The organism is Planobispora longispora (assembly GCF_016863135.1).
GTDB lineage: Bacteria > Actinomycetota > Actinomycetes > Streptosporangiales > Streptosporangiaceae > Planobispora > Planobispora longispora.
Genome location: NZ_BOOH01000015.1, coordinates 1 through 20,668, shown reverse-complemented (window position 1 = coordinate 20,668; position 20,668 = coordinate 1). Strand labels below are relative to the sequence as shown.

Below are 20,668 nucleotides of genomic sequence, written 5' to 3'. Positions count from 1 at the left end.
TCGAGGGGAACAGGGATACGGGGGGTGAGTCCGTCGAGCGTCGTGTTGTTGCCGTATACGCCGTCCAGCGTCGCCGTCGCACGCCAATGCCTCAGCTCTGACCTGCAGGAATGGGGTGTGTATGAGACGGCGATCGACGATGCCGTGCTGGTGGTGAGCGAGCTGCTGAGCAACGCTCTCCGGCATGCGCACCCCCTGCCGTCCGGGCAGATCAGAGTGGCATGGCGATGGACCGATGGGCATGTCGAGGTAGCGGTGAGTGACGGGGGCGCCACCACCGAGCCACGGGCCGGCCGGGCCCCGCTGTCCTCGTTAGGGGGCAGGGGCCTGGGCATCGTCGAATATCTGGCGGACCGGTGGGGAGTCCGGCACGAAGGGGAGATCACCACCGTCTGGGCGGTGGTCACGGCCCTCAACCCGGCACTGAACGGGCACGTTCCCGTTCCCGAGCCCGTCGTTCAGGAGTGCATCTGACGGACCCGGGGAACGGTCACTTGACGGACTTGGAGAACTTGGCCGCGACGGTCACCACCAGGACGACCAGGAACGCCACCATCGCCAGCACGAACAAGAACTTGAACAGTCCGAACAGGGCGGGAAGCACGAGCCCGAAGACCATGTAGAGCGCAAGGATGCCGCCGAGGACTGCCATCACGATACGACCCATGCGTCCACCGTACGCCCGCGGCCGATCCCGGAGGCGTCCGGACGCATAACGATCGAGTCTTCGGACGGGTCTTACGGACCGGTGACGCGGTCCGGCGGCCGGCCGTATCGCGCCTACCGTGGAGGTATGAGCGCGCGGATTCTGGTGGTCGACGACGATCCGACGGTGGCCGAGGTCGTGGCCCGCTATCTCGAACGCGACGGGCACACCGTCGAATGCGTCGGTGACGGCGCGGAAGCGCTCCGGCGCGCCCTGTCCAACCCCCCCGATCTGCTCGTCCTGGACCTGATGCTGCCCAAGGTGGACGGCCTTCAGGTCTGCAGGAAGCTCAGGGAGCGCTGGCCGGTTCCGGTGATCATGCTGACCGCGCTGGGTGAGGAGATCGACCGGGTCGTCGGCCTGGAGACCGGCGCCGACGACTACGTCACCAAGCCCTTCAGCCCCCGCGAGCTGGCCCTGCGGGTCCAGTCGGTGCTGCGGCGGGCGCGCGGCGCCTCCATCCCGGCCGGGACGGGCGTGCTGCGGGACGGCGAGCTGGTGGTCGACGTGGGCGCCCACGAGGTACGGCTCGGCGACGAGGAGATCATGCTGACCGCCCGGGAGTTCGACCTCCTCGCCCACCTGATGCGCAACCCCCGCCAGGCCTTCAGCCGTTCCGCCCTGCTCGACCAGGTCTGGGGATGGTCCTTCGGCGACTCCTCCACGGTGACCGTCCACGTCCGCCGCCTCCGCGAGAAGATCGAGCCCGACCCGACCGTGCCCCGGCGCATCGTCACCGTGTGGGGCGTCGGTTACCGCTACGAGCCCCTGGCCACGACATGATCCCGGAGATCGTGGAGATCGCCGCGGTCACCGCCGGGCTCGGCCTGCTGGTCGCGCTGACCGGGCTGGGCGCGATGCGCCTGCTGCGGGAGCGGTCGGTCGGGGTGATGCTCGCCGTGGTCGCGGCCGTCCCCGTGGTGGTGACGGTGGCGGGCATGGTGGCGATCACCCTGAAAATGATCATCGAGGGCACGCCCAGGAACATCGTGCTCAGCGTGGTCGCCGTCAGCGGACTGATCGGCCTGGGGGTGGCGGCGGTGCTGGCCCGGCGGGTCCTGGCCGCCAGCCGCAGGCTCGTCGCCGCCGTGCACGACGTCCCGCCGTCCGGCGAGTTCGTCCCGCCCCGCGGCCTCCCCGCCGAGCTCGGCACGGTCGCCGCCGCCCTCGACGAGGCATACCTGCGGATCCGCCTGGGCCACGAGCGCGAGCGCGCCCTGGAGGGCGCCCGCCGCGAGCTCGTCGCCTGGGTCAGCCACGACCTGCGCACCCCGCTGGCCGGGATGCGTGCGATGGTCGAGGCCCTGGAGGACGGCGTGGTGGCCGACCCGGAGACCGTGGGCCGCTATCACGCCCAGATCCGCCTGGAGGTGGACCGTCTGTCGGCCATGGTCGACGACCTGTTCGAGCTGTCGCGGATCCACGCCGGGGCGCTGCGGCTGTCCCGCCGCCGGACCGGCCTCGGCGACCTGGTCGCCGACGCCCTGGCCGGGGTGGAGCCGCTGGCGCGGGCCAAGGGGGTCCGGCTGCAGGGCTCGGCGGAGGCGGCGGTGCCCGTCCAGGCGGACGCCGGAGAGCTGTCCAGAGCCCTGCGCAACCTGGTGGTCAACGCGATCAGGCACACCCCGGAGGACGGGACGGTGCAGGTCCGCGTCACGGTGGAGGACGGGCACGCGTGCCTGTCGGTGGCAGACTGCTGCGGCGGCATCCCCGCGGAGGACCTGCCTCGGGTCTTCGACGTGGCCTTCCGCGGCGAGGCGGCCCGGAGCCCCCGGCCCGACGGCGCGGGGGCCGGGCTCGGCCTGGCGATCGCCCGCGGCATCGTGGAGGCCCACGACGGCGACATCGGCGTCGTCAACACCGGCCCCGGCTGCCGCTTCGAGATCCGCCTCCCCCTGTCCCCGTGAACGGCGCGCCGTATCCCTCGCCCTCCGGCTGGGCCGGGACCATGACGGTCACCTGAACGTGCGGGCTCTCCCCGCCCGGCTCGCCGCCGGGTTCGCCGTCGTCGGGCGTGACGCAGCGGGAGACGGGGACGTGGCCGTCGAGGTCGTCGGCGCGTTCCCGCGCGCCGTCGAAGGTCTCCGACATCGCGCGGAAGGTCGGGCACGGCCAGCGCCACATGCAGCTCCGGCAGCGCAGGATCGGATGCGCGGCGTCGCTGGTGATGCCGCCCGCGTCCCGCGGCTGGTGCAGGTCGAGGAGCCGCACGCCCAGCGTGGCGAAGTCCAGCAGGTCCTCGCGCGCCTCCTCGAGGAAGTCGAGGTCCTCGCCGGTCAGGCGGGTCCGGATCGGGACGACCCCCTCCCGGTTCACCAGGCTGCGGAGAGAGGCGGTCGCGTCCCGCCAGGAGGTGGCCTTCCTTGCACGGGTGACGACGGATTCCAGACGCTCCCGGAGTCGCTGTCTCTGGAGGTCCTCAGGAAGATCGCTTTTCATGAACGTTTTCCGGCCCGTTTCCTCTCGATGTCCAGTGCCCGTCCGGTGCAGTGGCGGCTGGGAACGGGAGGACCCGTGCCTCCCCCTTTCCGGCCTAGCCGGGGTTGCACAGTGTCAAGCTTTGCGTACCGAGGGTTCCCGTGAGGCGGGAATGGGGACAAAGGGCGGGCGACTCCGGTCCGGAGGCGACACGGGGCGGCGTGATCGGAGACGTCGTGTCACAGGAAAGTAGGGTTCCGTAACAGGCTCTGACCGAGAGAACGTGACCCGGGGGCTTCGCGCCGCTAGTGTGCCCGCTGTGGAGCTAAAAGTCTCAACTCGATCTCATGGCGGGCACACCGTCATGGCCGTTGTCGGAGAAATCGACCTATATACCGCACCTCGCCTGCAGGCCGAGTTCGCTCGGCTGCTCCAGGAGAGCACCACGAACCTCGTGGTCATCGACATGTCCGGCGTGGAGTTCTGCGACTCCACCGGGATGAACGTGCTGCTGTCGGCGCTCAAGCGGCTGCGCGAGCGCGGCGGGGCGCTGGAGGTGGCCGGGCCCAGGCCCGCCGTCCGTAAGATCCTTCAGGTCACCGGCCTCGACTCGGTGTTCACCGTGCACGAGACGGTGCCCGAGGAGCTGCTGACGGCCGAGCCCAAGGCGTGAGCGTCCCCCGTGGCGGGGACGCTGAGAACGGCCGGCGCGCGGACGTGCGAGCCGGCGGGCACGGCGGCGTCGCGGACGTGAGCGACGCGGGAGTTCGCGTGCGCGGTTGGCGGCGAGTGGAGCGAGGCGCATGACCGGCACCGCTGTGATCATTCCGGCCAAGGACGAGGCCGACCGCATCGGGGCCACCGTGGCGGCGGCCCTGAAACTGTCCGGTGTGGACCTCGTCGTGGTCGTGGACGACGGCTCCGGCGACCGGACCGGCCAGGTGGCCAGGGCCGCGGGAGCCCGTGTCGCACGGCACAGCCACAACCGCGGCAAGGCGGCCGCCATGGAGAGCGGCGCGGAGATCGTGCGCCTGCTCGACGCGGAGGGCGAGGAGCCGCGCCACCTGCTGTTCCTGGACGCCGACCTGGGGGAGACCGCGCACATGGCCGCGCCCCTGATCGAGCCGGTCCAGGCGGGCGAGGCGGACATGACCATCGCGGTCTTCGCCACCCGCGTCAAGCTGGGCGGCCACGGGTTCGTGGTCAGGCTCGCCCGGGACGGCATCGAGCGCGCCACCGGCTGGACGCCCGCCCAGCCGCTCAACGGCCAGCGCTGCCTGACCAGGGCGGCCTTCGAGGCCGCCCGGCCGCTCGCCCGCGGCTTCGGCGTGGAGACGGGTCTGACGATCGACCTGATCCGCAAGGGGTTCCGGATCCTGGAGGTCGAGGTGGAGATGGCCCATCGCGCCACGGGCACCGACTGGAGGGCCCAGATCCACCGCGCCCGGCAGTTCCGGGACGTCGGCCGCGCCCTCCTGGCCCGCAGGGCGCTGCTCCCCTGACACGCCCCGCTCCGGACGGTCGTCGCGGGGCGCTGTTTCCCTGAGGCCCTCCATCTCGGACCGGCCTTCGCGGGGCGCTGTTTTTCTGAGGTTCTCCGCTCCGGACCGGCCTTCGCGGGGCGCCCCCAGGGCTGTCGTTCCGCTCATCTCGCGAACGCGGCCAGCGCGACGCCGAGCCCCCGCTGGTTCTGGCCGGCGGCCTTGGCGTCGGTGGAGTTGAGCGAGTAGACCACCGTGCGCGACAGATCCCGGGTGGCGCCGACGCCGGTGGCGCTGCCGTACCTGGCGCCGGTCTTGCCGTAGGCGACGATGCCGCCGGGCAGTTCGAGCTTGCTCATGCCCGAGGTGTAGACGGCGGGGTGGCCGGTTCCGTACTGCTTGACGCCCGGCACCGTGAACATGGGCTCCAGCTGCGCGGCAGGGACGATCTCGCCCCTGAACAGGGCGTTGACGAACTTCTCCAGGTCGGCCGTGGTGGAGATCAGGTCACCGGAGGCCCAGGTGGAGGTGACGCTGGTCTCGGTCATGTCCACGACGTGGGCGTCTCCGTACTCGACCGCCCCCGGGAAGCCCTCGGGCACGACCTGGTAGCCGCGGTTGTGCGGGCCGCGCACCCGGACGGACCGGCCCGGCAGGTAGCTGTCGCGCATGCCGACCGGGCGCAGGATCCTGGCCGTCACCTCGTGCTCGTAGGAGTTGCCCGTGACCTTCTCGATCAGCAGGCCCGCCACGAAGGTGTTGATGTTGAGGTAGTGCTGCCAGTCGCCGGGGGTGAACTCGATGGGGTTCGCCACGGCCTGGGCGACGTACTCCTCGGGTGTCCAGGTCTTGAAGCGGGTCGCGTAGATGTCGGCGAAGTCGTTGCTGAGCTTGGGCGAGGGCAGGCCGCTGGTGTGGTTGAGCACCTGGCCGACGGTGATGGCCGGATAGTCGGCCGGGAGAAGTCCGGGCAGATACTCCTGGATGGTGCCGTCGAGCGAGATCTCACCCTCGGCGACGAGCTGGAGGACGACGGCCGTGGTGAACATCTTCGTCACGCTGCCGGCCCTGAACCGCATCCCCTCCCTGGCCGGGCGCCCGGTCCGCAGGTCCCGAACGCCGCTCACACCGTGCCAGGAGCCCGCCGAGCCGCCCACCCGCACCTCCGCGGCGGTGGCGTCGGGCGCGGGCAGGCCGGCGATGGCCTGCCCCAGCGCCGCCTCGTTGATCGGCGGCACCTGCGTCTGCGCCTGCGTCACGACGCGGTCCGGAGTGGCGGCTGCGGCGGCGCCGGCGGTGCCGGCGGTCGTGCCCAGGACCGCGAGGGCGAGAAGGGCGGCGGTGACATGGGTGCGCTTCATGACGTATCTCCAGGTGGTAGGGCTTTCGTGCGATGCCCCAATCCTGTCGATCAAGGGGTTCTGCCCGGATCGCCGACACCGGCGATCTTCCTCTCCCCCGCGAGGGGGAGTGACCCGCCCACTGAACATCCCCGCATGCCGCCGGAGCTGTGGATAACCGGAGGGCTGTGGACGACGGCCCCGGGGAGCCCGCCGGATGTGCTGGAATTTGCGGGTGACTGCGGATGCGGCGGTGGCCGGGAAAAGCACGGCGCGTGGCCCGCGTGACGGTCTCGGCGGGTTCGCGCGCGCGGCTCTGGCGTCGTCCGTCGGGCTGACGATCCTGATCGGGCTGCTGGGGCCGTCGGCCATGGTGCCGGAGCTGCCCGGGCCGTCCTGGCAGCCGCCGTACTCACTGGGCGCCGAGCCGGGAGCCCACCTGGTGATCGCCATGGCGGCCCTGGCGATCCTGCTGGGCGGGGCCGGGCTCGGAGCCGCGCTGAGGTCCCGATGGCGGCCGGATCCGCGGAGGCTGCTGGCGGCGGGATCGGGCGCGGTCGCGCTCCTGGCCTTCCTGCCGCCCTCCGGGTCGGCCGACCACCTCAACTACGCCGCGTACGGCCGGCTGGCCGCGCTGGGCCACGACCCCTACGCCGTCACACCCGCAGACTTCCCCGGCGACCCGGTCACCGGGGCCGTCGAGGAATGGACCGGCGTGACGAGCGTCTACGGCCCGCTGGCCACCGCCGTGCAGACGCTGGCCAGTCTCGTCGGCGGCGACTCGGTCAGGCTGACCGTCTTCGTGATGGCGCTGTTCAACGCCGCCGCGTTCATCGGCACCTCACTGCTCATCCACCGCTTCACCGCCGGGGACGACCGCCTGCAGCGGCGGGCGGCGCTGCTCTGGGCGGCCAACCCGCTGATGATCTATCACCTGGCCGCCGGGATGCACGTGGACACCCTGGCCGTCGCGTGCATGGTCGCGGCCCTGGTCGCGCTGGGGGCCGGACGGCTCGCAGGAGGGCCGGGAGGGTCTCCCGGAGCGGAGACGGGGGCGCGGCCCGTGCCGCCGCGGTGGCCATCGGCTCTCTCGAGGATGACGCGGCGGTCACCGGCTCCCTCGGGGGCGCCACGGCGGTCGCCGGCCGCAGCCGGGGCGTCGTGGCGGTCACTGGTCGCCTCCGGGCTGCTGCTGGGGGCCGGGATCGGGATCAAGCTCAACGCCGGGCTGGTCGCCCTCGGGCCCGCATGGGTGGTGCGGCGCTCACCCCGCAGGCTCGCCGTCGTCGCGGGCACGGCGACCGCCACGGTGGCGGTCGCCTACGGGCTCGCCGGGCCGCACGTGCTGGACCAGGTGGGCGAGGCCGGCCGGAAGGTCTCCCTCGCCACCCCCTGGCAGCTGGTGAAGACCGGCCTGCAGTCGCTGTTCGGGCCGGGCGCCTACACGATCTGGATCCAGCTCGGCTCCCTGGCCCTGCTGGCCGTCCTGGCCTGGCTGCTGCTGCGGGCCGCCCCCGCCGCCGAGCCGATTGCGGCGGGCGCCGGGCACGGCGGCCCGGGCCGGGCGGGGATCCCTGCGCCGACAGCGGTCGGTGAGGCGGGGGTTCCGGCATCGACGGTGGTCGGTGGGGCGGGGGTTCCGGCGCCGACGGTGGCCGCCGTGGTGGTGGCCGCCTGGCTGCTCGCCGCGCCGTACGCCCTGCCCTGGTACGACGGCCTGGCCTTCGCGCTGCTGGCCCTGGCCTCCTGGCCCGCGCTGGAGGGCTTCATGGTGGCCAGGACGACGATCCTGTCCCTCGGTTACCTCCCGGCCAGAGAGCCGTTCCGCCCCGAGGACCTCGACTGGCTGAAGACCGTCGTCAGGCAGCAGGCGGTGCCGTGGTCCCTGCTGGCGCTGACGGCCGCTCTGGCGTGGTGGGCGGCGAGAGCTGGAGCGCGCGCACGCAGGCGGCCAGCGTCAGCGGGACCGCGACCGTGAGGGCCATCGCCGGGATCGCGATGCCCGAGTCGTTCATCAGGAACCCGATGAGCGCGCACGTCAGCGCGCCGATCAGCCCGGCGCGCAGCGTCGGCGCCGCCGCGTAGGCCCGGCCCAGCGCGGCGGCGCCCCACCGGGAGGGCCGGTTCAGCACCAGGAACAGGAAGGCCAGCGCGACCAGCGAGAGCAACGTCAGCGGCCAGTTCCCGACCGTGATCCCGACCATCGCGCCGAACTTGCGGGCGACCACCGTCCACGCCTCGCCGTCCAGCACCTGCTGGACGAACGTGCCCAGGTGGGTGCGGCGCTCGGCGGGCCGCATCCAGTCGGCGACCGCGATCGCGCCGATCAGCACGGCCCCGGCCAGCCCGATCAGGCCGAGCTTGACCACCGAGACCCGGCGGCCGGACAGCAGGATCACGAAGACGGCCGTCCCGGCCAGGAACGCCGGGACCCCGCCGAAGTCCGCCCCCCAGGCCGGCCAGCCGTCGGCGAACACCGCGAGCCCGCCGTACAGCGCGCAGACCGCCAGGGCGAGCCCGCGCCGCCCGCGGCCGATCAGCCACTGGGCGACCCCGGCCAGGGCCAGGATCGTCCCGGCGGAGTAGACGGCGAAGGCGATGTTGCTGAATCCGTAGAAGCGTCCTCCGGTCACCGGCTCGTACCCGGTGACGGCGTTGATCTGGAGCCCGGACCCGGTCATCACGTCGATCAGCAGCGCCAGCGAGGTGACACCGGCGACCACGGTCAGCGGGCCGAGGACATGGGCCCGCCACGGCCCGGCGAAGGCCGCCCCGGCGACGGCGCAGGCGATGCCGAGGATGGTCAGGACCACCCCGGCCATCGGGACCGGGAACGTCCACCACGGCACGAGCTGGGCGAGGAAGGTGGCGATCGCGATCGCGCCGCTGACCACGGCGACCACCTGGACGGCGGTCAGCGCGCGGGAACCGCCCCAGCCGCGGCGGATCGCCACGGCGGCCAGCAGGTAGAAGAGGATCTGCACGGTCACGAAGGCCGTGAAGAACGGCCCGCGCACCTCGCGCAGGACCTGGCTGGCCAGGTCCTCGCCCGCCAGGTCCGCCGCCACGCGCGCGGGCGGGGCGCCGCCTCCCGTGCCGGTCCAGGCGCGGCCGACCGCGCCGTCGGGCGTGTCCAGGCCGAGCAGGGCGAGCGCGGTGGTGGTCAGGTCGGTGAGGGTGACCAGGCCGTCCTGGCGGGTGGAGGCGGCGGTGAGGAGGCCGGCCGGGTACGGCGCGCCGCCGGGGGACGGGCCGCGGGCGATCGCCACGTGCAGGTGGGCGGCGCCGGTGGTGTCGGACAGCCCGGCGAGCAGGAGCGAGGTCCCCGCCGGAAGCCGGCCGAGGACCGCGCCCACCTGCCGGTCGATCGCGGCCACGGCCTCCCGCCTGGCCTGTCCGGTCACCCTGACGTGCTCGCCGCCCGCGCCGGTCCCGGCCCGGATCCACGCCCGGGTGAGGTCCCCCGCCTCGACGACGACCAGTCTGTACGGCGTCAGGTCGCCGAGCTGCTCCACGGTCTCCGCGTATTTACCGACTTTTCCTGACCTGTCGGCTGCGCCCAGAACGGCCCCCGGCCCCACGGCGGCGACCTGCCCCCCGGCCGACACGACGAGCTGCCCGAGCTGTCCCAGGACCGGCTTGTAGTCCGTCTCGGTGACGTTGTAGGAGACCAGCGCCGCCCAGTCGGGCGCGCTCGCCCCCGCGCCGGAGACCTGCGGGGCCGCGGGCAGGGCGCAGCCCATGCCGGGCGCGCCCGCGCGCTGCCCCGCCGAGAGGGTCAGCCATCCCTCCACCGGGCAGATGAAGCCCCGGCCCTTCGGCGGCGCCGCCCGGGTGGACAACGACGCCGATCCGCCGCCCTGCACGAGCGTCCACAGGTTCGGCGTCCGCGCCGGGTCCAGGTCGCTCCAGAGCAGCCCCGGAACCCCGACGATCACGACCCGGCCGGTGGGCGCCGCGGTGGAGGCGGCGGCCGTACCTCCTGCGGCCAGGAGCATGAACACGACCGGAAGGAGCGTGAGCAGGGCCGTTCTCCGCAGGAGACCGCGCGGTGACGCGAACACGGACGCGAGCGCCCGCATCCGCGTCTGCGTCTGCGCCTGCGCCTGCGCCTGCGCCTGCGCGGGAGCACACACTCTCCGGGCGCTTCCGCGCGGGCGCGTCCTCGCGCGACCGGTCTCCGGAGGCCGGTGACCCCCGCGTGCTGAGCTCATCCGATCTCCCGTATCCGTTCCCGTCCGCGCCCGTCCTCCGGACGTTGACGGTAGCCTGCCTGCTCGTGACGACTGGCAAGGTGACCATGACCAGGCGGCCGGTGTGGGTGTGGCCGCTCGCGCTGCTGACGGTCGTGATCGCCGTGGCCCCCCTGGTGCTCCACTGGCTGGGCAACGTCGACGACCAGCGCCTGGTCGATCTGGACGTTTACCGTACCGGCGGCGAGATGGTGCTGTCCGGACGCCCGGTCTACGACTTCGCCACGCCCGCGCCGCAGCTGCTGCCCTTCACCTACCCGCCCGTCGCGGCCCTGCTCGCCACGCCGCTGGCGGCGATGCCGTGGCCGGTGGCGCAGTGGGTGTGGACGACGGGGATCTTCGTCACGCTGGCGATCACGGTCGGGTACGGCTTCCGCGCGGTGCTCGCCCGGATCGGCCGGCCCGACCGCCTCGACGGCTCCGGAGGCTTCGGCGGGTCGGGGGCAGCGCCCGGCGTCACCGCCTCGGAAGCCTCGGAAGCCTCGGAAGCCTCGGAAGTCTCGGAAGCCTCGGAAGTCTCGGAGGTCTTGAGGGCCTCAGGGGCCTCAGGGGCCTCAAGGGACTCGGGGGACTCGGGGGCCGCCGCCGGCCGCCCGGGGCCCGCCTGGACGGTGCCGCGCGCGGTCTGGATGCCGGCGGCCTTCGCGTTCCTGACGATCATGTGTACCTACCTGATGCCGATCAGGGACCAAGTCCGCTTCGGCCAGGTGGACATTCTGCTGGTCGCCCTGTGCCTGGCCGACTGCGCGGCCCGGCGGCCGGTGTGGCCGCGCGGCATGCTGATCGGGCTGGCCACGGCGGTCAAGCTCACCCCCGGCGTCTTCCTGATCTACCTCCTCATCACCGGGTTCGGCCCGGGCGCGCGGGAGGAGCAGCGCCGGACCTTCTTCATGGCCGTCTTCACGGCCGCGCTGCTGACCCTGCTGCCGTTCCTGGTGATCCCGGCCGACGCCGCCGACTTCTGGTTCCGCGCGCTGCTCGACCCCGAACGGCTCGGCGCCAACGCCGCGACCACCAACCAGTCGATGCGCGGCATGCTCATCCGGCTGTACCTGCCCGACCTGCTGACGAGCGCGATCTGGCTGGTCCTGGTGGCGGCCGTCGGCTGGTACGGCTTCCGCCACGCCCGCCGGGCCCTGCTCGACGGGGACGGGATGACCGCGTTCGCCCTGGTCGGATTGATGGCCGTGCTGCTGTCCCCGGTGGCGTGGATCCACCACCTGGCCTGGGTGGTCGTGGTGCTCGGCGCGATCGTGGGCGACGGGCGCGACCCGGTGCGGGTCCGGGTGGCGGCCGGGGTGTGGCTCTACTACGTGGTCCCGATCCCCTGGTGGGGAGTGGCGATCAAGGCGGCGGAGACACCGGTGCTCAGCCCGGTGGTGGGCAAGATCGTGCAGAACGGGTTCGGGCTCGGCGCGGTGGGGCTGGTGTGGCTGCTGGGCGTCTGGCTGCCGCGACGGCGTGCGGAGTTCCAGGCGGGGGTGTCCCGGATCGGGGCCTTGTGAACGACGATCCCCTGGACGGGGTACCTCTCTCCCTGACCGGGTTCCTCCGGCCCGCTCTTTTCTCGGAACGAGGCGGCCGTGCCGGGCGCGAGGTGGCCGTGCCGGGGATTTTTTCGGGCAACGAGTGTGCCGTTCTCCGCACACTTCTGGACATCCGCCGGATAACCTGGGGCTATGCCGAAACTCGCCTATCTGGGACCGGAGGGCACCTTCGCCGAGGAGGCCCTGCGGATCCTGGCGCCGGAAGCCGAGCGCCTGCCGAGCGCGAACGTCAGCGCGGCGCTCGACGCCGCCCGGCGGGGTGAGGCGGACGGCGCCGTCGTCCCGCTGGAGAACTCGCTCGAAGGCGGCATCGCCACGACCCTCGACGAGCTCGCCTGGGGCGAGCCGCTGCTGATCACCGCCGAGGTGCTGCTGCCCGTCGAGTTCTCGCTGCTGGTCCGTCCGGGCACCGAGTTCGGCAACATCAAGCGGATCTTCTCCCATCCGGCGGCCCTCACCCAGTGCCGCGGCTTCATCGCCCGCGAGCTGCCCGACGCGGTGACCATCGCCGCCTCGTCGACCGCGGGGGCGGCCCAGGAGGTCGCCCTGCCCGGCTCGCCGTACGACGCGGCCATCGCCGCGCGCATCGCCGGAGAGCACTACGGCCTGGTCGAGCTGGCCGCGCGCATCGGCGACCGCTCCGACACGGTGACCCGGTTCGTCCACGTGACCAAGCCGGGCCCGCTGACCGAGCCCACCGGCGCCGACCGGACCTCCCTGGTGGTCTTCCTCTCCGACGACCATCCGGGCGCGCTGCTGGAGATGCTGACGGAGTTCGCGGTGCGCGGGGTCAACCTGACCCGCATCGAGTCGCGGCCCACCGGTGACGGCATCGGCCGCTATTTCTTCCACTTCGACTTCGAGGGCCACGTGGCGGAGGCCCGCGTCGGCGAGGCGATCTCCGGCCTTCACCGGGTCTGCTCCGACGTGCGCTTCCTCGGCAGCTACCCGCGTGCGGACCGGCTGTCCCCGCAGATCAAGCGGGGTACGGCCGACCCCGACTTCGCCGAGGCCGCCGAATGGCTGGCCAAGGTCAGAACCGGTCAGGTCTGATTCCCGGAAATTCCAAGGAATTCCCTGGAGTTCCGTAGCGGAAGGGCTCCGTGGCTCGTTCACCCTGACGACGGGGAGGCGCCATGGAACCTTCGATTCCCGCAGTTCCCTCCGAGACCGGCCGCCGCCGCGGGATCCTCCGCTCTCCGGCGCTGCTCGCCGCCGGCACGCTGACCGTTCTGATGGTGACCCTGACCGGCGCGGTACGGCAGCTGCCCGCCGTACCCGCCGCGCCCACCGTGCCTGCCGCACCCGTCGTCATGACCACGCCCCCTTCTCGCATCACCGAGGAGATGATCCTGAACGCCCGGCCGGCCGAGGAGGTCTGGCCGCACGCTCTGGCCGAGATCCCGGCCCGGGCCGCCGACGGGCTCGCGTACCGGCCGGTGGCCGCGCTCGACGCCGGGCACATCCTGCTGGTCGCCGAGAGCGGCGCGGGCGCCGAGGGTGGCGAGGGTGGCGAGAATCCGGAGAGCGCTGGGAACACGGAGAGCGACGGGAGCCGGCAGGGCGCCGGGGCCGCCGATCGTCAGGTGCGGCTGGAGGCGTTCTCCATGGAGTCGCGGCAGACGTCCGTGCTCGCCGTCCAGCCCGTGACGCCCGGCCTGAGCGGCTACATGCTCACGCAGGCGGGGGCGGACGAGCATCACCTGGTCTGGAGGACGGTCGCGAACCGCGGTGACACGGACCAGGCCGGACAGGTGCGGGTCATGCCACGTGCCGGAGGGGATCCGAAACTCCTGGTGGCCTTCGACAAGAGCCACGAGCTGTGGGATATGGAGCTCGCGCCGGCCGGCGACGCCGTGCTCTTCACGGGCGCCCCCAGGAGGGGTGTCTCCATGAAGTACCTCTCTCCCTTCTCTTCCTCCACCGCCGCAGGCTCCGCCGGTGTTCTCCGGATGCCGCTGAAGATTTTGAGGACACCGTCCGCGAGGCGGCTGAGGCGGCTGACAACGGGACATCTGAGTCCGGGGACACGTCGGGTGCGGCGGAGCGACTGCTCTTCCCGATCCGGGTGACGGTCGTGGACCTGGACGGGGGGACCGCCGCGGTGCTCCGGAAACCGGAGAATGCCGACAGCGAGCCGGTCACGGGCCTGTACCGCGAGGGCGGGCTGGTCGGCTGGAGGTCGGAGAGCGCCGGCGTCTCGCGGGTGCTCAACCTGCGGGCGTTGCGGTGACGGGTGGGTCCGCAGCGGTGGGCGTCGCTGCGGCGGGCGGCTTCCGGTCCGCGGGCACCGCTGCGGCGGGTGGGCTTCCGGCGCGTGAGCGCCGTTGCGGCGCCGGGAGGGCCCCTGGCCTGCGGCCACTCCGGTAGGCCGTATATCCACGCGGACGCGAGCCGTACCTCGGTAGCCTATGTCTGTGATTGACCTGCGTACCCTTCGTGAGGATCCCGACCGGCTACGGGCGTCGCAGCGTGCCCGCGGTGAAGACGAGTCCGTCGTCGATACGCTGCTCGACCTGGACGGGCGCCGCCGCTCCGCGCTGAGCTCCTTCGAGTCCCTGCGTGCCGAGCAGAAGACCATGGGCAAGTCGGTGTCGAAAGCCTCCGGGGAGGAGAAGGCGGCGCTGCTCGACCGCGCCAAGGACCTCGCCGCCCAGGTCAAGGCCCTGGAAGCCGAGGCCGAGAAGCTGGCGTCCGAGCTCGACGCGGTCCTGCAGACGGTGCCCAACCTCGTGGAGGAGGGGGCCCCGCACGGCGGCGAGGACGACTACGTCGTGCTGGAGGAGTCCGGCGAGAAGCGGTCCTTCGACTTCGAGCCGAAGGACCACCTGGAGCTGGGCGAACTGCTCGGCGCGATCGACATGGAGCGCGGGGCCAAGGTCTCCGGCTCGCGGTTCTTCTTCCTCAAGGGCGTCGGCGCCCGGCTCCAGCTCGGCCTGCTCAACATGGCGATGCAGCAGGCGATCGAGGCCGGGTTCATCCCGATGATCACCCCTGTGCTGGTGAAGCCCGAGGCGATGCAGGGCACCGGTTTCCACATCGCCCACGACAAGGAGATCTACCGCCTCCCCGAGGACGATCTCTACCTGGTCGGCACCTCCGAGGTGCCGCTGGCGGCCTACCACGCCGACGAGATCCTCGACGGGGCGGAGCTCCCGCTGCGCTACGGGGGCTGGTCGTCGTGCTTCCGCCGCGAGGCCGGGTCGTACGGCAAGGACACGCGCGGCATCATCCGGGTCCACCAGTTCGACAAGGTGGAGATGTTCTCCTACTGCCGTCCCGAGGACGCGCACGAGGAGCACCTGCGCCTGCTCGCCTGGGAGAAGGAGATGCTGGCCAAGGTCGAGATCCCCTATCGCGTCATCGACGTGGCGGCGGGCGACCTCGGCACCTCGGCCGCGCGCAAGTACGACTGCGAGGGGTGGATCCCCACCCAGGGCCGCTACCGCGAGCTCACCTCGACCTCCAACTGCACCGACTTCCAGGCCCGCCGCCTGGCCGTGCGCTACCGCGACTCCGGGGGCAAGCCCCAGAGCGTCGCCACGCTGAACGGCACCCTGGCCACCACCCGCTGGATCGTCGCCATCCTGGAGAACCACCAGCAGGCCGACGGCTCGGTCGTGGTGCCCAAGGCCCTGCGCCCCTACGTCGGCCTCGACGTCCTGGAGCCGGTCAAGTAATGACACCCGGGGCCGTCAGGCCCCCGGATGAGGACCCGGTCCGTTCTCAGACCGGGTCCTCGTCGCTTCCTTGTCGGTTTCTCGTCGGGTCTTCGCCGGTTTCTCGCCGGTTTCTCCCGCCGGGCCGTACGGCGAACGCCCGGTGAGCGTCGCCGATCACCGCGCTACCCCGGCTCCTCCTCCCCTGCCCTGCCGATCGGGGCCCGCACGCCCGACCAGCAGATGGCGGCCGTCACCGCCATGCCCACGGTCGTCACCAGGCAGGAGATCACCACCGCCGTCACGTAATGGTCGGGAGTCCCCCGGGTCCAGCCGGCGAAGACGCCCCAGATGCCGAACATGGTGGCCGGCGGGACCGCGAGCAGGTAGAGCCACGCCCAGCCGCGCAGGCGCATCGAGACGGCTGTGACGATCATCAGGATCATGCCCAGAAGGGCGCAGGCGATCCCCAGCACGAGCGGCAGGTTCACGAACAGGAACGGTTCGCCCATGCCTTGGCGGGCGATCAGGAAGCCGAGCGAGGCGATCGTGGAAGCGATCACGAGGAAGGCGGTGCCGCTCCGCCTGTAGCGGCAGGCCGCGGCGACTCCGGCCAGGAGGGGGAGCAGCCCGGCGAAGAAGCCCACGACGCGCTCCGCCTCCAGATCGATCTCCGGCGCGTTGAGGGGGGCCGCAGCTTCCGGGAGGAAACCGTCACCGTGGACGCCGAGCCGCTGCCAGGTCCCGCTCACGTCCCGTACGGCGATGCCGTCGCTGCCGGTCGCCACGACCACCACGTGCCCGCCGGCCTTCTTCTGCACCGCGATGGCCTGGGAGCCCTTCCAGTGCTGCGCCCACGAGCCGCCGTGGCGCCGCCGCATCATGTCCTCGCGCCCCTCCGAGACCTCCCACGTCGTTTCCCAGGTCTTCCCGCCGTCATGGGACTCCTCGACGGCCAGGCGGGGCGGGGTGATCCGGTAGCAGTGGACGGGTTCGCCGGGGACGCAATCCTGGGTCTTGGCGGACGGACGGGCGGACGACACGGAGGGCGAGTCCGGCTCCGAGGTGGCGGACGGCTCCGAGGTGGCCGTGGAAGCCGGGTCCGGGGACGGAAGGGATCTCGCGGCCCTCCAGGTCCGGCCGCCGTCCCGGGAGGCGACGGGGTCGGCGCCGGGCTCGTCGAAGAAGACGGTGATCGCGTCGTCTTCGACGGAGACCGCGGTCGTCGCGGTCGAGCCCCATCCTCCCGGTCCCGCGGTGGCGGTCACCGCGATCAGGGCGACGGGGACGATGATGAGCGTGCGGGCCTGCCGTACGGCCTGCTCGGACCGGCAGCGGCGCCAGACGAGCCAGGCGGCGCCCAGGGCGGGCAGGGCGAGCAGGTCGGTGGGGTCGGCCAGCACCTGGGAGGGGCCGGCCAGCGCCGTCCAGGCCTGGGAGGCCAGGGCGGCGCCGGTCTCGGTGGTCTTGACCACGGTGAAGCCGACGCCGGTGGCGAGGATGGCGGCCGGGACGGGCAGGCGGGTCAGGGCCAGCAGCGGCGGGGCGACCATCAGGCCGGCGAAGTCGCTGAGCTTGCCGGTGACCGGGCCGGGCCACAGGCCCTTGAGCAGGTGGTCGTTGATCAGCAGCAGGAAGGTGGCGGTGACGGTCGCGGGGTGTGCGAGCCAGGCCAGGGCCGAACCGGGCGGACGCTCCACGTCAGGGGGGACCGGATGCCTCATAGCTGGATGGACAGCGCATCGGGCGGCCGGGTTCGGCCCCGGCGCCTCTTGTGACGAAGCCGTGTCCGACACGGTCCCCGCAAGCTTCCGAGCCCTTCGGCTCATGCTCCCTTGAGCACCCCGGTTCCCCGTGTCGCCGGGTGTTGAGACCGCGTCCCCGTGTCTCTACGTCCCCGTCTCTCTGGGTCTCCGTGTCTCCGCGCCGTCGTACCGCCACGCCGGGGACAGGCGTGCCTCACCCGGTCAGGTAGCGCTGGAGGGTCGGGCCCAGCCAGTGCACGATCTCCTCGCGGGACATGGCGACGACGGGCGGCAGGCGGAGCACGTAGCGGCACAGGGCCACGCCGAGCACCTGGGAGGCGGCGAGCCCGGCCCGGGAGGGAGCCTGGGCGGGATCACCGCAGAGCGTGGCGACCAGCGGCCCGAGCTGGGCGGCGAAGATCATGCGCATGCGCTCGGCGACGGCCTCGTTGGTGACGCCGGTGCGCAGCAGGATCATCATGCCCTCGTCCTCCTCCCAGCGGTCGAGGAAGTGCGCGACGAGGGCGGCCCCCACCGTCTCGCGGGGGAGCGCGGCCAGATCGGGGAGCCTCAGATCGACGTCGGCGGCGGCGGCGAACAGCTTGTCCTTGTTGCCGAAGTACCTCATGACCATGGACGGGTCGATCTTCGCGTCCGCGGCGATGGCGCGGATGGTCGCCCGCTCGTAGCCGTCGGCGGCGAACCGTTCGCGCGCCGCGGCCAGGATCAGGGTTTTGGTGTCCTCCGAGGATCTCCTCATGGCGGAGATTTTATGCCAACAGTCGTTGGCCTACAACCGTTGACATGGCGGCGCGGCAGGCGCATAGTTATGCCAACAAACGTTGGCCAACAAACGTTGGCAATGACTCTCGGAGGCCGAGATGCTCCCCACCAGCACGGACGTTCTCGTCATCGGCGCCGGTCCGACCGGTCTCACCGTCGCCGTCTCCCTCGCCGGCCAGGGCCACGACGTGACCGTGGTCGACAACCAGGCCGCGGGGGACAACACCTCCCGGGCCGCCGTGGTGCATGCCAGGACGCTGGAGGTCCTGGAGCCCCTGGGGGTCTCGGGCCGGCTGGCCGCGCTGGGCATCCACGCCCCCCGGTTCACCATCAGGGACCGCGACCGGCTGCTCGTCCCGGTGGAGTTCGGCGACCTCCCGACCGCCTACCCCTACACGTTGATGATCTCCCAGGCCGAGACCGAGCGGATCCTCCTGGAGCGCCTGACCGAGCTGGGCGGCCGGGTCGCCAGGCCGTACACGTTGGAGAGCGTCACCCAGGACGGCGAGGGGGTCACCGCGGTCATGGACGACGGGAGCACCGTGACGGCGAAGTACCTGGTCGGCGCGGACGGCATGCACAGCACGGTGCGGGAGCAGGCCGGCATCGGCTTCACCGGCGGGCAGTACGCCGAGTCGTTCAGCCTCGCCGACGTCCGGCTCACCGGCGGGGTGCCGCGGGACGAGGTCGTCCTCTACTTCTCACCCGCCGGGCTGGTCGTGGTCGCCCCGCTGCCCGGCGGCGTCCACCGGATCGTGTCCACCGTGGAGGACGCGCCCGCCGCACCCGACGCGGCCTTCGTCCAGGCGCTGCTGGACGGCCGGGGCCCCGAGCGCGAGCGGGCGATGGTGCGCGAGGTCCTCTGGGGTTCGCGGTTCCGGATCCACCACCGGGTGGCCGATTCCTACCGGGCGGGACGGATCGTCCTCGCCGGCGACGCCGCACACGTCCACAGCCCCGCAGGAGGCCAGGGAATGAACACGGGTGTCCAGGACGCCACCGCCCTGGGAGAGGCCCTCAGCGCCGCTCTGAAGGGCGAGGAGGCGGCACTGGACGCTTACGCCGAGGCCCGCCGCCCGGTCGCCGAGCAGGTGGTGACGTTCGCCGGGCGCCTGACCCGGCTGGCGACCATGAGCAGGAGGGTGCGCCCGGTCCGGAACCTGGCCCTGCGGGCGCTGGCCCGCCTCCCGAGGTTCCGCCGGGCTCTGGCCTGGAGGCTCTCCGGCCTGGTCTACCGGGTGTGACGGCGGTCGCCGGAGCCGGGTCCGGCCGGAGCGGCGGGGTCCCGGCGGGGCGGTCGGGCGTGAGGGGGCGCCGGGGCCGGAAAAGCACGAGGGCGGGGTTCGCGTGAAGCGAACCCCGCCCTCGTGTTCTAGTGGATCTGTGGATCTAAGGTCTATGCGTCAGATGCCGCGGACCTGCGAGGCCTGCGGACCCTTCTGACCCTGCGTGATCTCGAACTCGACCCGCTGGCCGTCCTCGAGGCTGCGGTAGCCGCTGCCGACGATCTCGGAGAAGTGCACGAACACGTCCGGCGCACCGCCGTCCGGCGCGATGAAGCCGAAGCCCTTTTCAGCGTTGAACCACTTGACGGTTCCCTGAGCCATTAAAGCTCTCCCTCAGGATTTGAAGCTATGGGATTCACACCTCGTGAACCCCCGTGTGTCGTACAGCGGGGCCCCGGGTGGCTCAGATCTAGCTCTGGTCATGCACTACGGGATCAGCTAATACAACGCCATCACATCTAACACTATCCCGCCCACACATGTTCCCGCGATCAGGAAGATTCCTCCCCTAGCTGATCCTGCGACTGGCGCGGCGGGGATCACAGTGCAGACTGGAACCTGTTATGGGAAGTCCCCGGCTCGTCGCCACAGACCTCGACGGTACCGCCCTGCGCTCGGACGGCACCGTGTCGCCCCGCACCGCGGCCGCGTTCGCCCGCGTGGAGAACGCGGGCGCCACGCTGGTCTTCGTCACCGGCCGCCCGCCACGGTGGATGCACACCGTCGCGGGGGCCGTACACCACCGGGGGCTGGCCATATGCGCCAACGGCGCCCTCGTGTACGACCTGCACACCGAGCGGATCGTGAAATCCGATCTCATCCAGCCGGATGTGCTGGAAGAGGTGGTGCGGCGGCTCAGGGAAAAAGTTTCCGATCTTTCGTTCTCGGTGGAATATGAAGGGGGATTTGCCCACGAATCGGACTTTCGTCTGGGTGGCTGGGACAGCAAGGCGGTCGGCGGACTCCGCGTCGGCACGTCCACCCTCACCTCGCGGCCGTGCGCCAAGCTGCTGGCCCTGCACCCCCGGATGGACCCCGACATCCTCCAGGACACGGTGTGCGGCGTGGTCGGCGACCTGGTCACGCCCACGCACTCCAGCGGCCGGGCGCTGATCGAGATGAGCGCCCACGGCGTGACGAAGGCCTCGGCCCTGGCCGAGCTCGCCGCCACCTACGGGGTCACGCCGTCCGGGGTGGTGGCCTTCGGTGACATGCCGAACGACCTGCCGATGCTGCGCTGGGCCGGAACGGCCTACGCCGTCGCCAACGCCCACCCCGAGGTGCTGGCGGCGGTCCATCACGTGACCGCGGCCAACGACGACGACGGGGTCGCCCGGGTCCTCGAAGAACTCTTCTGAGGGCTCTTCCGGTCGGAGGGCTCTTCCGGTCGGAGGGCTCTTCCGGTCGGAGGGCTCTTCCGGTCGGAGGGCTCTTCCGGTCGGAGGGCTCT

The 20,668-nt window shown here is 72.1% G+C and carries 20 protein-coding genes; 13 read left to right on the top strand and 7 right to left on the bottom strand.

Annotated elements, in window-relative coordinates; translation table 11 throughout:
- Positions 1-24 precede the first annotated feature (24 nt).
- Positions 25-474 carry an ATP-binding protein gene (locus tag Plo01_RS08200; protein ID WP_203889913.1) on the top strand — a complete coding sequence of 150 codons (450 nt, stop codon included), beginning with the start codon at positions 25-27 and terminating at the stop codon, positions 472-474.
- Between the two features lie 16 nt (positions 475-490).
- Here Plo01_RS08200 and Plo01_RS08195 read toward each other — a convergent pair whose 3' ends face one another.
- Complete coding sequence (locus tag Plo01_RS08195; RefSeq protein WP_203889968.1) at positions 491-667, bottom strand: hypothetical protein; 177 nt, start codon at positions 665-667, stop codon at positions 491-493.
- A gap of 126 nt (positions 668-793) precedes the next feature.
- On the opposite strand from Plo01_RS08195, the gene Plo01_RS08190 reads away from it, so the two are divergent.
- Together Plo01_RS08190 and Plo01_RS08185 are read left to right on the top strand one after the other, a co-directional pair.
- Positions 794-1,489 carry a response regulator transcription factor gene (locus Plo01_RS08190; RefSeq protein WP_203889912.1) on the top strand — a complete coding sequence of 232 codons (696 nt, stop codon included), beginning with the start codon at positions 794-796 and terminating at the stop codon, positions 1,487-1,489.
- Positions 1,486-2,613 carry a sensor histidine kinase gene (locus Plo01_RS08185; protein WP_203889911.1) on the top strand — a complete coding sequence of 376 codons (1,128 nt, stop codon included), beginning with the start codon at positions 1,486-1,488 and terminating at the stop codon, positions 2,611-2,613. The genes Plo01_RS08190 and Plo01_RS08185 overlap by 4 nt, the downstream gene beginning before the upstream one ends.
- Here the strand turns inward: Plo01_RS08185 and Plo01_RS40105 are convergent.
- Complete coding sequence (locus tag Plo01_RS40105) at positions 2,561-3,022, bottom strand: hypothetical protein (RefSeq protein WP_239316022.1); 462 nt, start codon at positions 3,020-3,022, stop codon at positions 2,561-2,563. The two genes, Plo01_RS08185 and Plo01_RS40105, sit on opposite strands and share 53 nt — an antisense overlap.
- Before the next feature lie 421 nt (positions 3,023-3,443).
- Here Plo01_RS40105 and Plo01_RS08175 point away from each other — a divergent pair, with 421 nt between their 5' ends.
- Both Plo01_RS08175 and Plo01_RS08170 read left to right on the top strand, forming a co-directional pair.
- Complete coding sequence (locus Plo01_RS08175; protein ID WP_203889910.1) at positions 3,444-3,797, top strand: STAS domain-containing protein; 354 nt, start codon at positions 3,444-3,446, stop codon at positions 3,795-3,797.
- Between the two features lie 130 nt (positions 3,798-3,927).
- Positions 3,928-4,626 carry a glycosyltransferase gene (locus Plo01_RS08170; RefSeq protein ID WP_203889909.1) on the top strand — a complete coding sequence of 233 codons (699 nt, stop codon included), beginning with the start codon at positions 3,928-3,930 and terminating at the stop codon, positions 4,624-4,626.
- A 143-nt stretch (positions 4,627-4,769) separates the two neighbouring features.
- Here Plo01_RS08170 and Plo01_RS08165 read toward each other — a convergent pair whose 3' ends face one another.
- Entirely contained in the window at positions 4,770-5,966 is a 1,197-nt protein-coding gene (locus tag Plo01_RS08165) for a serine hydrolase domain-containing protein (protein ID WP_203889908.1), read from the bottom strand.
- A gap of 214 nt (positions 5,967-6,180) precedes the next feature.
- Here Plo01_RS08165 and Plo01_RS08160 point away from each other — a divergent pair, with 214 nt between their 5' ends.
- The gene (locus tag Plo01_RS08160) at positions 6,181-7,923 is read left to right on the top strand and encodes an MptA/MptB family glycosyltransferase (protein WP_203889907.1); all 1,743 of its coding nucleotides are present in this window, start codon (positions 6,181-6,183) and stop codon (positions 7,921-7,923) included.
- Here the strand turns inward: Plo01_RS08160 and Plo01_RS08155 are convergent.
- Positions 7,805-10,081: a hypothetical protein gene (locus tag Plo01_RS08155; protein ID WP_239316020.1), complete on the bottom strand. Its 2,277-nt coding sequence runs from the start codon at positions 10,079-10,081 to the stop codon at positions 7,805-7,807. The genes Plo01_RS08160 and Plo01_RS08155 overlap by 119 nt on opposite strands.
- A gap of 143 nt (positions 10,082-10,224) precedes the next feature.
- Here Plo01_RS08155 and Plo01_RS40100 point away from each other — a divergent pair, with 143 nt between their 5' ends.
- From Plo01_RS40100 to serS, 5 genes are all read left to right on the top strand, one after another.
- Entirely contained in the window at positions 10,225-11,703 is a 1,479-nt protein-coding gene (locus tag Plo01_RS40100; protein ID WP_239316018.1) for a glycosyltransferase 87 family protein, read from the top strand.
- 174 nt (positions 11,704-11,877) lie between these two features.
- Complete coding sequence (gene pheA / locus Plo01_RS08140) at positions 11,878-12,798, top strand: prephenate dehydratase (RefSeq protein WP_203889906.1); 921 nt, start codon at positions 11,878-11,880, stop codon at positions 12,796-12,798.
- Positions 12,799-12,881: 83 nt separating this feature from the next.
- Positions 12,882-13,817, top strand: coding sequence for a hypothetical protein (locus tag Plo01_RS08135; protein ID WP_203889905.1), 936 nt, complete (start codon positions 12,882-12,884; stop codon positions 13,815-13,817).
- A gap of 5 nt (positions 13,818-13,822) precedes the next feature.
- Complete coding sequence (locus Plo01_RS08130; RefSeq protein WP_203889904.1) at positions 13,823-13,978, top strand: hypothetical protein; 156 nt, start codon at positions 13,823-13,825, stop codon at positions 13,976-13,978.
- A gap of 184 nt (positions 13,979-14,162) precedes the next feature.
- Positions 14,163-15,425: a serine--tRNA ligase gene (serS, locus tag Plo01_RS08125; RefSeq protein ID WP_203889903.1), complete on the top strand. Its 1,263-nt coding sequence runs from the start codon at positions 14,163-14,165 to the stop codon at positions 15,423-15,425.
- A gap of 164 nt (positions 15,426-15,589) precedes the next feature.
- On the opposite strand, the gene Plo01_RS08120 is transcribed toward serS, so the two are convergent.
- Together Plo01_RS08120 and Plo01_RS08115 are read right to left on the bottom strand one after the other, a co-directional pair.
- Positions 15,590-17,104: a hypothetical protein gene (locus Plo01_RS08120; RefSeq protein WP_203889902.1), complete on the bottom strand. Its 1,515-nt coding sequence runs from the start codon at positions 17,102-17,104 to the stop codon at positions 15,590-15,592.
- A gap of 259 nt (positions 17,105-17,363) precedes the next feature.
- A complete protein-coding gene (locus Plo01_RS08115; protein ID WP_203889901.1) occupies positions 17,364-17,909 on the bottom strand; it encodes a TetR/AcrR family transcriptional regulator in 546 nt (181 codons plus the stop codon).
- Positions 17,910-18,030: 121 nt separating this feature from the next.
- Here Plo01_RS08115 and Plo01_RS08110 point away from each other — a divergent pair, with 121 nt between their 5' ends.
- The gene (locus Plo01_RS08110; RefSeq protein ID WP_203889900.1) at positions 18,031-19,176 is read left to right on the top strand and encodes an FAD-dependent oxidoreductase; all 1,146 of its coding nucleotides are present in this window, start codon (positions 18,031-18,033) and stop codon (positions 19,174-19,176) included.
- A 159-nt stretch (positions 19,177-19,335) separates the two neighbouring features.
- Here Plo01_RS08110 and Plo01_RS08105 read toward each other — a convergent pair whose 3' ends face one another.
- Positions 19,336-19,539, bottom strand: a complete 204-nt coding sequence (locus Plo01_RS08105; protein ID WP_068920510.1) for a cold-shock protein — start codon at positions 19,537-19,539, stop codon at positions 19,336-19,338.
- A 242-nt stretch (positions 19,540-19,781) separates the two neighbouring features.
- Between Plo01_RS08105 and Plo01_RS08100 the strand changes: the two genes are divergently transcribed.
- Entirely contained in the window at positions 19,782-20,576 is a 795-nt protein-coding gene (locus tag Plo01_RS08100) for an HAD family hydrolase (RefSeq protein ID WP_203889899.1), read from the top strand.
- The last annotated feature ends 92 nt before the right edge of the window (positions 20,577-20,668 follow it).